Origin of the sequence: Campylobacter concisus (assembly GCF_002913545.1) — a bacterium.
Classification (GTDB): Bacteria; Campylobacterota; Campylobacteria; order Campylobacterales; family Campylobacteraceae; genus Campylobacter_A; species Campylobacter_A concisus_AV.
In genome coordinates, this window is sequence record NZ_PPBR01000132.1 from 1 (window position 1) to 15234 (window position 15234).

Below are 15234 nucleotides of genomic sequence, written 5' to 3' on the forward strand. Positions count from 1 at the left end.
ATATCAAGATTATAACAGCATAGACGAGCTAAATAGTGAGATAAAAAAGTGCTCTCTTTGCTTTTTGAGAAATAGCTCAAAGTGCGTTTTTACTGGCTTTGGCGATAAAAATAGCAAGATAATGTTTGTAGCATTTTCAATAAAATTTGATCTTTTTGAAAGCACAGCTGGCAAAATTTTGCAAAATACTATAAAAGAAGGCTTAAATTTAGAAAAAGATAATGTTTATATAAGCTCGCTTTTGCGCTGTGAAATTTCAAATAGTGACGCGAAAAATCCAGCGCTAGAGCGCTCTTTTGAGCTTTGTAGGCCATATCTTTTAGAAGAGATAAGGCTTATTAAGCCAAAAATTATCATCACTTTAGGAGAGGAAGCTTTCATGCATCTTTATCCAAATTTGCTCTCAAAGGGCGGATTTTCAAGCATAAGAGGGAGCATTTTAAAAGATGATGATAGGTTTATAATGCCAACCTTTTCACCAGAGTGGATCAGCAAAAATCCAAGTTTTGAAGAAAATTTTATAGATGATTTGAAAAAAATCAAGGGAGTGATATGAAAAGAATTTTTCTTTTTTTAGTTATATTTGTAAGCCTTTTTGCAGCGCAAAATGAAGCCATAAGCGAGATGCAAGACGAGATCACTGAGGCAAAATTTGAAAGCAACATTACTAAAAATCAAAGCCTCTCAAGCATACCGCCAGCAAAGATCACTTACATAAATTTAGAGCCAGAATTTTGTGATAGCTCTTGCTTAAATGAGCTAGCAAAGAGCGATATGCTAGCTAGCTTTATGGCTAGATTTGAGCCAGCAAAGATAGATGATAAGGCGCTTTTAGGCCTTTATACTTCACTTGGTGGAGAGATGGTTTTAAAGCTTGCGCAAAGCGATAAGATAGCAGTCATCATCCCTCAAAAGGTCATAAAATCATACGCAAATGTCGTGTCAAACGCGATTCTAAGCTACATCTTAAAGCAAGATGCAAATGTCGAAGTGAAATTTATAAATAGCAGCGACGAGAGTTTGTCTAGCCTTCAAAATGCGCTTCAAAACGCTAGAAATGAGGGATTTATCTACTTCATAGCAGCCCTTACTCAAAATGGCGCAAACACAGTAAATTCTCTCATCCTGCCAAACGAACTCATCTACATCACAAGCGTTCATAGCTCTTTTGTGACAGCTCCAAAGCCAAATTTGATCTTTGGCGGAGTTGATTACAAAGCTCAAATTTCAGCCCTGTTAGCTTTTGCCAACGAAAAGATAGTCGCCTTTGACGATGGCAGCGCGCTAGCACAAAAGCTAAATGAGTATGTGCGCATGCAAAGTAGCGACTACTACGAGAGCTCGATCACTGGCAAAGATATAAATTTAAACGACACTTTAAGCAAAAAGTCTAAATTTGATAACGCAAGCGTCTTTTTAAACATCCCAATCGTCAAGGCTTCCCTTGTGGCAACGCAGATGAGAGGTTTTGAGATAAAGCCTTACGCGCTTTTAAGCACGCAGATAAATTTCTTGCCAAATATCTTTAGTGCCATCACGCAAAGAGATAGACAAAACCTCTTTGTGGCAAATTCGCTAAACTCGCTTGATGAGAGTTTTCTAGGGCTTGGGGATCTTTTTGGAGTTGATTTTAGATACTCACAGATAGGCTATTCAAGTGCCTTGGGAGTGGAGTATATCTATACAAATTTCATAAACAAAAATGCCAGCAAAATTTTCACAGAGAGAGTTGAGGGCTCACAAGTTTTATATGATGTGAAAATTTATGATACAAAAAGCGATCACTTTAATGAGGTAAATTCGCAGGAGCAAAACAGCACAAGCGGAATTTAGCAGTTTTGCTTGCTAAAATTTAACCTCATTTATGTAAGCTTTCATGCTCTCATCTATCTTTGCTAGCCTGCCATCTTTCATAAAAGCTAGCGTGATAGTTGCTTTAAAGAGCACTTTTTCGACATCTTTTTCATCAAATTTATAAATTTCTTGCTCTAAAACAAGGCTTGCCTTTTTAAGCTCTATGAGCTTTGTTCTCACAAAAACCTCGTCGCCAAGCACGGCTGAAGCAAGAAATTTAGCCTCAAGAGCTGAAACGACAAAGTATCCGCCCTCTTTTGTAAAATTTAGCCCAGCCTCAAAAAAAGCCTCACTTCTGGCTCGCTCGCAATATTTAATATAGTTTGTATGATATACGATGCCGCCTGCATCGGTATCTTCGTAATAAATTCTTATCTTCACTGCAAAGCTCCTTTAAATTTTCATTTGCTCTTACTAGGCTTGCCTTTAGCGCCTCTAGTTATTGTAAGTGATTGATCATAAAACAAGATAAGCACCACCGAAACGCCCACACCTAGGGCTAGCGAGACCGTCGTAGTCGTGATGGCATTATCAAAAAATATGATCAAATACTCATTTTTCTTAGCGATGCTTGTCTCATTTAAAAATGAAAAAAGTGCCAAAATGCCCTTATACGCAAAAACTCCTGGCACCATCGGCAAAAGCGCTGGAAATGCGATGATCTCAGCTGGCACCTTTAGCCGTTTGGCAAAGAGCATGCCTAAAATTCCGCTCATAAAAGAGACGATGAGCGTTGCGACACTGATGTTAAAAAATCCCATCTGCATGATCCAAAAGCGGCTAGCATGCGCAAATGCAGCGAGCAAAGCGCAAAAGATGAGAGTTCTTTTTGGAGGCGAGCTAGCATAGGCAAAGCCAAGTCCAGCCACCGCAGCAAAGCCAGCATCTACAAGCGTTTCACAAAAAAGCTCAAACATTTAGTATCTCCGCACTGCTAAGCGTTAGCGTGATATAGACGCCAACAGCCATGCAAAGTATGAGGATGCCAGTGCTTATGGCTCTACTGATGCCAACAAGGGTGTTATCGTTTAGGATGTCAAAGACTGAATTTATGAGAAAAACGCCAGGCATCATAAAGAGCACAGACGAGCCTATTGCCACGTCACTTGTATGTGTAAGCCCGTAAGATACGCCAAGATAGGCGATAAATGAGACGACAAAGGATGTCAGGACGTATTGAACCTTTAAATTTACGCCCATTTTCGCAAGGGCAAATTTAAGAGTGTAACCAACAAGCGTTGCAAAAAATATGCAAACAACTGAGCCAGCATCGCCTCCAAAAAGTCTGCAAAATGCCGCATTTGCAAGGCTTATCAAGATAAGCGAGCTAGCAAATTTATTTGCACTGACACTCATCACACCATCAAAGCTCTCTTTAGCTTCATCTAAGCTCAAACCCTCATCTAAAATTTGCCAGCTAAGTGAGGATAGCTCAGAAATTCTGTTAAAGCTAACCTGCCCTAGAGGGATCTTTCTCACATAAGTTCGGCGCAAGGAGTTGTCCTGCGAGTCCATCACGCTAATGGTAAAATACTTCACAAAAATGGTCACGCTAACGTCGTAGCCGTAGTGCTTAGCTATGCGGTCGACGCACTTTTCTACGCGCGCAGTGTATGTGCCAGCGCTCACCATAGCTGTCGTGTATTCGGCGAGAAAATTTGTTAAGATTTGGATATCAGGCTTGGCGTTCATCTTGACTGATCTTAAATTTCACAAAAAACAAAATGAGCTGCAAAACAAGCATCACTTTCATTACATATTCGCTTGCGCTATGCATCTTGGCAAACTCCGCTGTCTGCGTCGCATCAGCACCTAGACCCTGAGCCTGCACGATAAAAGGTGTAAAGATAAAGACAAAGCTAAGCGCTAGGGCTAAGTTTAAAAACGAGAGCATAAAAGTGCTAAATTTTAGCGAAAATGCAAGCTTTTTTCTTAGATCAAAGAGCTCACTAACTGCCACAAATGCGCTTACAAATAGCAAAACATAGTTAAATTTTAAAAATATCTTTGTCATCATCTGTCCGCTCATAAAATGCGTGAGCACGCCCTCGCCTATGATGCTTTGTGGGAAAAATATGACTGGTGCGACCAAAATTCCAAGCGTTAGCTCAGTGCCAATCACCGCTGCTAATAGTAAAAAATAGATACTTCTCAATCTCTCTCCTTTATAGTTTTAAACTCGCGCAAAAGCCCCTGTCAAAGCCCGCCAAGTCCTTGTAAAACGTGCTTTTGAAGCCATTAAATTTTAGCGCCATCTCCATGCTCGCTCTTTGATCATATCCCATCTCGCAGGCGATATCTTTTATGCCGCGATTTCTAGCGATAAGGATGATATTTTTTAAAATTTCATCCCCGATCTCGCCGCCAAATAGCGCCTCATGCGGCTCATTTATCACAAATTTATCAAGTTTATAGCCTCGTGCGATATAAGGTGGGTTTGAGACCAAGATGTCGATATCACCAGAAATTTCATCGATATAAGAGCACTTTACAAAGTCGATCTTATCGCTTACATTAAATTTCAGCGCATTTTTTTTGGCTAGTTTTAGAGCCTTTTCATTTATATCAGTGGCTACTATTTTAGCGTTTGTTTTTAAAGCTAACATGACGCTTATTATCCCGCTGCCAGTGCCGATCTCAGCGATCTTTGGCGCTTTGTAGCCGCTTGCTATCTCTAGCACTTTATCAACTAAAATTTCAGTCTCAGGGCGCGGTATCAAAACGCCACTTTCTACCTCAAACTCCAGCCCATAAAAGCCAGCCTTGCCGGTAATGTATTCAAGCGGCTCATAGTTTTCAAAGCGTTTTATAAGATCAAAGTAGCCGCTCTCATCAAATTCGCTCTTTTGGTTTAAAAATATCCACTCGATGCTCACATCAAGGTAGCTCATGAGCAAAATTTTAGCAACCCTGCTTGGGTTCTCACAAAGCGGCCTTAGCCTTAAATTTGCTTCTTTTAGAGCCTCTTCAACTCTCATTTTCTAGCTCATTTATCCGCTCAAAAAGGCTTGGGTGCGAGTGATAGACAAATGAGTAAAGCCAGTGCGACTTCGGAAATGCTTTGTTTTCGCTGCCAAGCTTGGTTAGGGCGTTTATCATGTCAGTTTTGTTTGAAATTTCTTTTGAAAATCTATCTGCGCCAAATTCATTTTTGCGGCTAAAGTGCGAGATGATCGGCGAGAAAAGAAAGCTAAAAATAGGCGAGAAAAGCACCAAAAAGATGATGATGCTAGCACCATTTTGCCCTAGTCCTATCACCTCGTATGCGCTTGTGCTCACGTTTCCAAAGATAAAAAATAGACAAAATAGCATTACCGCACTTAGCGCTATCATTTTTAGGATATCTTTATGCTTAAAGTGCCCAAGCTCGTGCCCCAAAACCGCCACGATCTCTGCGGTGCTTAGCTTTTTTATCAGCGTGTCAAAAAGCACCACTCGCTTTGTCGCTCCAAGTCCGCCAAAATAGGCGTTTAAGCGGTTGTCACGCTTGCTAGCATCTATCGTAAAAACGCCACTACTTTTAAAGCCGCATTTTGCAAGTAAGCCCTCTATCTTGCCCTTTAGCTCGCCGTCTTCAAGCGGCGACATCTTGTTAAAGATAGGCGCGATGAGCGTTGGGTATATCAAATTTATAATTAAAGCGATGCCAAAACTTAGCAAAAACGCCCAAAACCACCAAAAATCGCCAAGAAAATTTATACATAAAAGCACGAGCCAGACGAAAGCCGAGCCAAAAATGAGCATTAGCGCTAGCGACTTAATAGTATCAATTAAAAATATCTTTGCGCTCATATTTGAAAAGCCAAGCTTTTTGTCTTTTACAAAGCTCTCGTAGATATTTAGCGGCAGATCAAGCAGTGACGAGATCAGCAAAAAGCTCATCACAAAGATGATATTTTCAAACGTAGTGCCATCTTTTAGGCAAGCATTTGAGAGCATTTTTAGCCCAAAGCTTATCCATGCAAAGAAGATAACGGCGTGATAGACGAGGCTAAAAATTTCAAATTTTAGATTTGTCACAGCAGCATCTGCGGCGTTTTTGTATTCGCTCTCTTCAAGCACGACTGGCTCTTTTTTGGCCTGCGCCCTTACAAAGCCGATCTGTAAATTCGCCAAAAAAAGTTTAAAAATCACATAAAAAATATAGATAAATAAAAGTGTATAAAACATATCCTTCCTTAAATTTCATAAAGACTAAAGCAACCATAGTCCGTTCTAACTGCGAGCTTGCCATCTATAAATTTAGCCTCGCAGTTTTTCACAACGTGATCTAGCGTAAATTCCGCCATCGCGTTGCCACTTTTTAGATCGGTAACGTAGCCCCTGCTTTGATCTATCACAACAAGTTTGCCAGCCTCCATGCAAAACTCGCTCGCTCTTAGGTACTCGTCCTTTATCCATGGCTGCTTTGTCACCTTTGCGCTCTTTATATCAAGGCAAAATAGCTTGTTTTCAAGATACTGCCTAAGCAAAAGCGTGTTTTCGTCCAAAAAGCAAATTTTATCAAGCGCGCCAAATTCTGCTCTTAGCTCGCTTAAAATTTCGCCATTTTTTGCATTTAAAATTTGCAGCTCATTTTCTTTGGTGCAAAGTGCAAGCATGCTAGCATCCGCACTAAGAGCTGTGCAAAGTATCGGCACGTGGCTTTTTGTAGCACATTTATACTCGCCAAGCTTTGAAATTTTACCCTCGCAAAAAGTAAAAATCTGCCCAAACATACCAAAGACGGCTACATCATTTGAAGCACAGATAAAGCTCGCTATCTCGCTACTTTTCTTGACATTTTGCTCGGCTAAAATTTCACGAAATTTGGCCTCTTTTGGCTCAAAAATATAAATTTCATGATCAAGGTCTAAAAGTAAATTTTCGCTTGCACACTGGGCATCCCACGCAAGCGGCTTTGGCAAGGTGACCTGCTCTTTTATAGCGCCGCTTCTATCAAGCTTCACCAAAAGATCGCTAGAGTTGCCGCCATCTTTTTGACCGCTACTTTTATAAACGTAAATTTCATCTTTTAAGCCTGCAAATGAGAGCGCTCCAGTATATCCGCCGCCGATATAAACGTGCAGGCTCGCCGCGCCTGCTTTTGCCTCGCTATCTTGCAGGATAAAGCCCTTTTTTAGGCTCTCCCACTCTTTTTTGACGCAGGCTTTTTTAGCCTCCGTCTCGCTTGCAAATTCTTTTTTGCTCTGCTTTGTTTTGCCGCCTTTTTGGCTCACGCTCACTAAAGCTTTATCCTCCACGCCAAGCTCTAAACGCTCACCACTATCAAAATTTACAAGCTCACGCATATTCTACTTCAAAAAGTTGTCATAAAAACTACTGATAAATAGCACCAAAATAACAAAAGGCACGATAAATTTGATATAGAAAAACCAAATATTTATAAGCTTTGCGTACTTTTCGCTGCCTTGCAAGATCTCTTTTTTCGCTTCATCTTTTAGCACCCAGCCCACAAATATCGCACATCCAAGTGAGGTCAGCACGAAAAATATGGTAGCACTTATCGCGTCGTATGCGTCAAAGATATTTTTACCAAAAATGATCACATGACTTAGCAAATTTGTAGCCATAAGTGATGGTAAATTCCCTAGCACGAAGATGACGCTAAGCACTAAAAATATCGCTTTTTTGCGTTTTATCTTAAATTTCTCTTGCAGCGTAGTAATGATCACTTCATATATCGGTAGCGATGTCGTAAGCGCGGCGATCATAAGAAGCGCGAAAAACGCAACCGCGAAAAACCCGCCAAAAGGCATGTGCGAAAAGACGATCGGAAGCGACTTGAAAACTAGGCTAGGACCGCTATCTGGCGAGACTCCGTAGCTAAAGAGCGACGGAAATATCATAAAGCCAGCAAGCACGGCTATGACGGTGTTTAAGATACCTGTGATGATAGAAATTTTAACTAAGCCTTCGTCTTTTTTAACAAAGCTTGAGAGCGTTATCATCACGCCAAATCCAAGCGAAAGCGCAAAGAAAACCTGTCCCAAAACCTCGACAAAAAGCTTTAAGCTTATCTTTGAAAAATCAGGCGTTAAATAAAATTTCACACCACTCATCGCACCCCCAAGCGTGATGTTTTTAGCGATCATGACTAGCATCAAGATAAAAAGAAGCGGCATTAGATATTTTGCCGAGCGCTCGATGCCTCCAACCGCACCTTGCACCAAGATAGCGTAGTTTACAAGCACGAAGGCAAGGGTTGCAAAGCTTATGGCAAGCGGGTTGCTGACGATATTTTGCTCGTAAAATGCGCTAGTTTGCTCAAAGCTCACGATGTGCGAGAGATCAAGCAAACCAAATGAAATTTGAGCGATATAGTTTAAGACCCAGCCGCCGATAACCATATAATAAGCCATGATGCCAAATGCGCCCACAAGGCCCATCCAGCCGACTATCTGCCACTTTTTGCTGATCTTTTTGCCATTTATCGTGCCGCCAAATGCATCAACAGCGTTGCACTTTAGGCGCCTGCCGATGGCGTTTTCAACCAAAATCATAGGAATACCAATGACTATCATCGCTATGCAAAATACCAAAACATAGGCCCCACCGCCGTTTTGACCGACTAAGTAAGGAAACCGCCACGTCGCGCCAAAGCCGACCGTAGCCCCTGCAACAGCTAAAATATATGTAAGTCTTGAACTCCACGATTTTCTATCCATATTATCTACCTTTGTGAAAAAGTTGGATTATATAAAAAAAATGATTAAATTTTGCTAGCAAAAGGCGATACTTGCGTGTAAATTTGGCTTTTTTGCTAAATTTTAGGACTTTTATAGACGGAATTTTTATCTTTGCAGGATAATTTTAAATCTATTAATGCAAAACGCCCAATTCTACATATCCCTCCATCGCAATGAGTAATATCCAGCCCTCTTTTGGGCTGCAAAAATAGTGATGTTGCGGGACATTTTCAACCATAAATTTTAAAAAATCATAAAAGTATTCAGGTGCAAATTTAAGCTCTATGCTAGTTAGACCATCACCAACGTAGCCTATCTCGCCACTTAAAATTTTGCTTTGAATGCTTGTGAGTGAGCTTAGAAAATTTTTAATATCAGCAAAATTTTTATAATCAGCTGTTTTATAATCTTTTAAATTTTGCAAAAGCGGTTTTGAACCAACAAAGGTAAAATTTCGCTCTATAAAATTTGCTACATCATCGCTTTTGTGCCATTTTTGCCCCAAATTTGACAAAAAAGCAAGCACCTCATCATCAGCTGAAGTAAAATTTAAAACTGGACTTTTCTGGCTCATTTGCCTCCTTTTTGTAAAGTCACTACGCCTTTATAAAAGAGGGATTATATAAAATTTATGGTGGTTTTATAATTTTTCGTGGAAGTTAGCGAGCAAATTTTAAAATTTAATGAACGAGTAATTTCGGCTCTAAAATTTGAGCTAAGCTGTAAGCGAAGCCAAATTTTAGTAGTCAATTCTTGCGAGTGAATGGAATTTTAAAATTTACTTTGAGATATAAATTTATCAAAAAGGGAGACAAGGGGACTTGAATTACGGTCTGCTTGCAGTTGCGAGCTTGCGAAGCAAAGCCGTCCCTTTATCCCCCTTTTTTAAATCCTCTAAACCCCTCGCACGTTAGAGGTGCATGCTCCAGCGCTTCGCACTGCATGCGGTTAAAAAACTACGGCAAAATTTTATTTATCACGCCAGATAAGCATCAGGCAAATTTTAAAATTTCATGAACGAGTAATTTCGGCTCTAAAATTTGAGCTAAGCTGCAAGCGAAGCCAAATTTTAGTAGTCAATTCTTGCGAGTGAGTGGAATTTTAAAATTTATAAAAACAACTAGATTAAATTTGCAAATTTGCCCAGAATTTTAAAAATCTAGGCAAATTTCACTCAATTTTACTCTCTAACGACGTGTAAAAATTGCATGTGTTTGCGGTATTGCTCGATGACGTCATTTATCAGCGTGGCTTCGCTCCAGCCAAGCACGTCGTAGTCCTGACCGCCCTCTTTTAGATAGACCTCAGCTCTATAGTAAAGATCATCGCCGTCAAGCTCTCTGGTGTAGTCTGGGCTCTGGCTTTTGGTGAGATAGACGCCATATCTAAAGTCCATCTCATCGCCAAGCCCAACGTTTAAATTTACAAAATTTTCGCCATTTGTGACCTTTGCTTCAAGGCCGTTTTTAGCAAATTCCTCTTTTAGCTCGTTAAAGGCTTTTAGCACGACTTCGTTTAAAAATTTCTTGCCATCTTTCTTGCCTGGAAGCGTTATGATCGCACTTAGGCGCTCTTGCCATGGCTTTGAAAGATCGCTAAGAGGCATGTTGCTAAAGTTATTTGTCTCTTTTTTAGTTAGATCCACACGCAAGGCCTTAAATAGCCCGTAAATAGCGCCAAGTAGCACGATCGCAAATGGCAGCGCCGTGGTGATAGTAAGCGCTTGAAGTGAGGCAAGTCCGCCAGCTAGCATCAAAAATGCCGCTACGATGCCCACTGCAACGCCCCAAAAGACCTTTTGCCAAACTGGTGTATCGTCTTTGCCGTTTGAGCAAAGCATGTTCATAACGATCGCTGCTGAGTCAGCAGAAGTTACGAAAAATATGACGATCATAAAGACTGCGATCACGCTTAGCACGCCTGAGAAGCTAAATTTTTCTAAAAACATAAATAGCGCTGAGGCTGAGTCAGAATTTACCGTGGTTGCTAGCTGACTAAAGCCATTTTGCACGAGCGAGATCGCTGAGTTGCCAAAGAAGCTCATCCAAGCAAATGTAAAGCCAGTTGGCACTAAAAGCACTCCCACGACAAATTCTCTTATCGTCCTGCCTTTTGAAATTTTAGCGATAAATAGCCCCACAAACGGCGACCAAGAGAGCCACCAAGACCAGTATAGCAGCGTCCAGCCGCCAAGCCAGCTATCATTTTGCTTCTCGTAGGCGTAGAGATTAAATGTGTTTGAAATGAGCGTAGAGACGTAGTCGCCGCTGTTTTGCACAAACGACTTTAAAAGCTGCGTCGTATCGCCTAAAAATAGTATCAAAAACATAAAACAAATAGCTAGCGCGATATTTGCGTTTGATAGGATCTTGATGCCCTTATCCACGCCACTTGCCGCTGAGATGGTCGCAGCCAAGCAAAGCACGATAAGAAGCGTGATATGCATGGTTGGCAGCCCAAAAACGTGCGTAAGACCCGCATTTACCTGAAGTACGCCATATCCCAGCGAGGTCGCCACGCCAAAAAGCGTCGCCACGACGGCAAATGTATCGATAGCATTGCCAATCTTGCCATAAATTTTATCGCCAATGATCGGATAAAACGCCGATCTAAGCGTGAGTGGCAAGCCGTGCCTATACGAGAAAAAAGCAAGTATTAACGCCACGATAGCATAAACTGACCAAGCGCCCATGCCCCAGTGAAAGAACGTGATATTCATCGCAAGCTTTGCTGCAGCGACACTTTGCGGGTCGCCAACTGGTGGGTTTAGATAGTGCATGAGCGGCTCAGCCACACCAAAAAATACTAGACCTATGCCCATGCCAGCGGCAAAAAGCATAGAAAACCACGAGATATTTTTGTGCTCTGGCTTTACGTGATCGGCTCCTAGTTTGATCTCGCCAAGCTTGCTAAAGCCAAGGATGATGACGCTAAGAAGTATGACGGCAACGGCTAGGATGTAAAACCAGCCAAATTTTGCCGAAATGTAATCTTGCATGCCCTTAAAAAATTCATTTGAGAAATTTGGAAATATCGCTGCAAATGCTGTTATTAAAACTATGACAATAAGCGATGGGATAAATACTGAATTGTTAAATTTTGACCTTTGAAATTTGATCATTTTTCCTCCTTTTTGTAATGTCAGCTTCTTTTCAAACTAACAAAAAAGAGTAAATAGGTCAAATTTTATCTTTAAATTTTTTATGAAATTTTAAGCTTTAGCCACCAAAAATAGCCACTTTGAAATTTATCTCAAGTCTCTTTCATCTCTCTTTGGTTTTGCAAGAGTTGTTAGCACTATGACGACAAAAGCGATGCCAAATGTGATATACAAGATGATCTTTGGCGAGTCAAACTCTACCCTCGACCTTGCGACCTCTTCGCCGCTTGCCTCCACTAGCTCGCCACGCTTTATCATCTGGCTAACATCTTTTGCGCTAAGCTCTTTAGACGGCCTTGTTAAAATTTCTATGACGCTAAGATCTGCCACCTCATAAACGCTATGTTTGATGCCATAAAATGGCTTTATGTTGCTAAAAAAATAGACCTTATCGCCGTTTGCATAGACCGCGCCATACTCTCCATCTTTTACCAGTCCTATCTCGCGCCAAGATGAGCTTGGGGCAAATTTATATAAAGAGACAGTTTGTGCCACCAAGTGTCTGCCGTGCTTTGAGCGCTGCCACTCTTCGCCTTGCTGTAAAAAATAGGCTGAAATTTCATCTACAAAAACGTCAGCATAGAGCCTTTTTAGCTCGCCTTTTAGCTGGTAGTCTGAAATTTTAGCCTGCTCGTTTTTACTGCCATCCCAAAAGTAAATTCCATCTTTGCTGGCAAAAAGAGGCCAAAACGAATGCACATTATCCACGCTATAAATGGCGCTATAAGGCATATTTTGAGCGCTAAATTTATGCTCATTTGCAAACACAGCCCCACTTTTTGGCTCAAAAAGATATTCTATATCATGTTTTGGGTCATAGCATATCCGGCGCGTCTCATCTGAATAGCTTGCATCAAGCCTATAAAAGCCCATAAACAAGCTTTTGCCATCTGTGTAATACCCACTAGCAGCGCCGCTTTCTGTCGTGATGTATCTTAGCTCACTAGGATCTGCGTCAAGCTTTTCGCCCTTATAGTAAAGCGTAGCTCCGTCTCTTGCAAAACCAGCGTCAAAGATAGGCTCTAAATTTGCGCTTTCTACCCTTTTTGTCCTGTAAAAATAAGGGCTATCATCGTAGCTTTTTATAAAAACGTGAACAAGGTTTTTCATAATGGCACTAAATTCGCTAAATCCCGCCTCTTTCTCGCTTCTAGTGCCGCAATAATAGCTTATCTTGCCATCACTTATGTAGCCATTGCCAAGCACTTTGGTGCTTTTTGGATCAAGTCCTGGCAAAATTTCCCTAGCGCAATAGACATGATTTTTATCAGCTGCCACGTTTGAGTAGTCGTATGCATGTTTTAGCTTTAAGACCCTAAAACTAGCCTCATCGACGCCTTTTAGCTCATACTTGCCACTACCTGAAATTTGAACGTAAATTTTACCCTCAGGCGAGCGGTAAAACTCGCTATTATCAATGTTTGCAAAGCTTCTTTGATACTCGCCCTCATGCCGTAGATAAAGCATCGCCAAAACAAAAAATAGCGTCAAGATAACTAAAAAATAAACAAATCTAATAGTAATTTTTCTCATTATCTATAGTCATCCACCCTTTTTTTAAGCTCACTTTTTTGCTTTTTATTTTTAAAAATAGCGCCAACTACCGAGGCCACAAATGCAATGGCTAAAAATATCCAGTAGGCATATTTTTGCGAGTAATCATCAAAGTCGCTTATCGCATCGATCACCACCTCGCCCTCAGCTGGCACAATAGCGCCTTGATCTACCATTTTTACTATCTCATCAAGTTTTAAATTCTCAACATTTGGGCCATAAGGACGAGTGAGAATTTCAACCACACCAAGGTCGTTTATATCATAAATGCTGCTGTTAAAACGCCAGCCGTAGCCGACATTATCAAAATAATATGTCTTATCGCCGTTTGCATATACTGCTCCATAGCCATCGTTTCTAACAAGACCGATCTTTCGCCACTGCTCTTTTGTATCAAGCCTTACGATAGACGTGTGGCGTGAGCTTAGGCTGTGGTCCCTTTTTGTGTTGTGCCAAATTTCATAGGTTTTTAAAAAATATGTCTTGCCATCACTTATCACCACATCGCCATATAGCGGCGTTATCTCGCCTTTAAATGGATCATCTCCGTCCCTTACAAACTCGCCCTCATCTATGCTGTTATACCACTGCCACTTTCGCTCCCAGTGATAGATCCCGCCTTTACCGCGAAAAAGAGCGTGATAGGAGTGCTCATCTTTTAGGTTAAAAAGTGGCTCGTATGGGGCAAATTTTGGGTCAAATTCATGATCGTTTGCATAGACCATGCCAGAATTTGGCTCATAAAGGTAGTGAATGCGCCATATTTCGCCGATATCACGCATTTGCGGGCTAAATTTGATCCCTAGTTTTGTGCTGTCATAATAGACATTTTCCCCATCAGTCGTAAAATGCACGCTCTTTCTGCCAGATACCTGCTCGATATAACGCATTTTGCTGGCGTTTGCGCCCTCTAGCTCTTTGCCCTCATGATAGACCTTCACGCCGTCGCTTGCGTAGCCAAAGCCCAAGATCGCTGCTAAATTTGCGTTATCAACTTGTCTAAATTTATAGATATGAGTTTGCGCTTTTGGAGTGTTAAACATTTTATGTGAGAAGATATCCCAAAACTCTTTAAGTGCGGATATTTCGAAGTTTGTCTCGCTTACGCTATCGCAAAAATATGTGATCTTGCCATCGCCAAAATAGCCATTGCCAAGCGCTCTAACGCCATTTGGATCAAGCCCGCTCATCACGAGATTACCGCAATATACCGCCTCATCGCTAGCGCCAACGTTTCTGTTGTCGTATTTGCCAGTGTCGATGTATCTAAATTTGCTGGCTTTCACGCCTATTAGCTCAAATTTACCACCACTTGGCACCATGGCATAGACCTTGTCGTCTTTGACGTAAAAAAAGCTATTATTTAGCTCTTTACTATCGCCAATGTCGTCATCTAAAATAGAAACTAACCCAAAGATAAAAAAATAGACAGCAAAAAATATCACAACAATAGCGATCACTACAGAGATTAGCGGATGTTTTTTTAACATTTTAGCCTCGTTTCAAACAAATTTAGCGACCTTATCAAGTCGCAAACCTTTCATACATTTAAATTTCAAAGTTCTATCCAAATATAAAATATCTAAAAATCATAAGCCTAATATATGCAGATTTGCCCATCCAAAATAGAAAACAAGCGGCTGCTAATGTAACAAAAAGCCTATAAATGCTAAATTCCAACGTAATCCCATAATAAATAACCCACAAAGAAATAAAACAAAGATACAAGGCAACAAGCAAAAAGAATAAATTTTTAATCCTTGCAAAAAGTCCCGACTCTTCGCTGTTTTTTGCGATGATGATAATAGTATCTATCTTATTTAAAAACCCAACCTTTTTATATTTTATCTGGACCAGATCGCCTACTTCATATTTATATATTTTAGGTGAAAATGTCTCACTAAATCTCATCTTATCAACGATAATGCTAAGGCTTACAACAGAATTTTGCCTAACAACTCTCGTATTTAGCGCGCT

General features: G+C 40.7%; 15 protein-coding genes. 2 read left to right on the forward strand and 13 right to left on the reverse strand.

Annotated elements, in window-relative coordinates:
• Both CYP05_RS09375 and CYP05_RS09380 read left to right on the forward strand, forming a co-directional pair.
• The coding region (locus CYP05_RS09375) for a uracil-DNA glycosylase family protein (RefSeq protein ID WP_103642733.1) at positions 1-556 on the forward strand (556 nt) is incomplete at its 5' end.
• A complete protein-coding gene (locus CYP05_RS09380; RefSeq protein ID WP_103642734.1) occupies positions 553-1833 on the forward strand; it encodes a hypothetical protein in 1281 nt (426 codons plus the stop codon). The genes CYP05_RS09375 and CYP05_RS09380, both read left to right, overlap by 4 nt.
• Before the next feature lie 12 nt (positions 1834-1845).
• Here the strand turns inward: CYP05_RS09380 and CYP05_RS09385 are convergent, their stop codons facing one another.
• From CYP05_RS09385 to CYP05_RS09445, 13 genes are all read right to left on the reverse strand, one after another.
• Positions 1846-2235 (reverse strand): YbgC/FadM family acyl-CoA thioesterase, encoded by a 390-nt coding sequence (locus CYP05_RS09385; RefSeq protein ID WP_103642735.1) that lies wholly within the window; start codon positions 2233-2235, stop codon positions 1846-1848.
• Positions 2236-2255: 20 nt separating this feature from the next.
• On the reverse strand, positions 2256-2771 hold the full coding sequence (locus tag CYP05_RS09390; protein WP_103569012.1) for a threonine/serine exporter family protein: 516 nt from the start codon (positions 2769-2771) through the stop codon (positions 2256-2258).
• Positions 2764-3546: a threonine/serine exporter family protein gene (locus CYP05_RS09395; protein ID WP_103642736.1), complete on the reverse strand. Its 783-nt coding sequence runs from the start codon at positions 3544-3546 to the stop codon at positions 2764-2766. The genes CYP05_RS09390 and CYP05_RS09395 overlap by 8 nt, the downstream gene beginning before the upstream one ends.
• Complete coding sequence (locus tag CYP05_RS09400) at positions 3530-4009, reverse strand: DUF4149 domain-containing protein (RefSeq protein ID WP_103579193.1); 480 nt, start codon at positions 4007-4009, stop codon at positions 3530-3532. The genes CYP05_RS09395 and CYP05_RS09400 overlap by 17 nt, the downstream gene beginning before the upstream one ends.
• A gap of 10 nt (positions 4010-4019) precedes the next feature.
• Positions 4020-4832 (reverse strand): peptide chain release factor N(5)-glutamine methyltransferase, encoded by an 813-nt coding sequence (gene prmC / locus CYP05_RS09405; RefSeq protein ID WP_103642737.1) that lies wholly within the window; start codon positions 4830-4832, stop codon positions 4020-4022.
• On the reverse strand, positions 4822-6024 hold the full coding sequence (locus tag CYP05_RS09410) for a M48 family metallopeptidase (protein ID WP_103642738.1): 1203 nt from the start codon (positions 6022-6024) through the stop codon (positions 4822-4824). The genes prmC and CYP05_RS09410 overlap by 11 nt, the downstream gene beginning before the upstream one ends.
• An 8-nt stretch (positions 6025-6032) precedes the next feature.
• Positions 6033-7145 carry a hypothetical protein gene (locus CYP05_RS09415; RefSeq protein WP_103642739.1) on the reverse strand — a complete coding sequence of 371 codons (1113 nt, stop codon included), beginning with the start codon at positions 7143-7145 and terminating at the stop codon, positions 6033-6035.
• A 3-nt stretch (positions 7146-7148) separates the two neighbouring features.
• The gene (locus CYP05_RS09420) at positions 7149-8522 is read right to left on the reverse strand and encodes a sodium-dependent transporter (RefSeq protein ID WP_103642740.1); all 1374 of its coding nucleotides are present in this window, start codon (positions 8520-8522) and stop codon (positions 7149-7151) included.
• 154 nt (positions 8523-8676) lie between these two features.
• Positions 8677-9117 (reverse strand): hypothetical protein, encoded by a 441-nt coding sequence (locus CYP05_RS09425; RefSeq protein WP_103642741.1) that lies wholly within the window; start codon positions 9115-9117, stop codon positions 8677-8679.
• 606 nt (positions 9118-9723) lie between these two features.
• The gene (locus CYP05_RS09430) at positions 9724-11664 is read right to left on the reverse strand and encodes a BCCT family transporter (RefSeq protein ID WP_103642742.1); all 1941 of its coding nucleotides are present in this window, start codon (positions 11662-11664) and stop codon (positions 9724-9726) included.
• Between the two features lie 126 nt (positions 11665-11790).
• On the reverse strand, positions 11791-13236 hold the full coding sequence (locus tag CYP05_RS09435) for a DKNYY domain-containing protein (RefSeq protein WP_103642743.1): 1446 nt from the start codon (positions 13234-13236) through the stop codon (positions 11791-11793).
• Complete coding sequence (locus tag CYP05_RS09440) at positions 13236-14747, reverse strand: DKNYY domain-containing protein (protein ID WP_103642744.1); 1512 nt, start codon at positions 14745-14747, stop codon at positions 13236-13238. The genes CYP05_RS09435 and CYP05_RS09440 overlap by 1 nt, the downstream gene beginning before the upstream one ends.
• Positions 14748-14820: 73 nt before the next feature.
• Complete coding sequence (locus CYP05_RS09445; protein ID WP_219809362.1) at positions 14821-15168, reverse strand: hypothetical protein; 348 nt, start codon at positions 15166-15168, stop codon at positions 14821-14823.
• Positions 15169-15234: the final 66 nt, after the last annotated feature.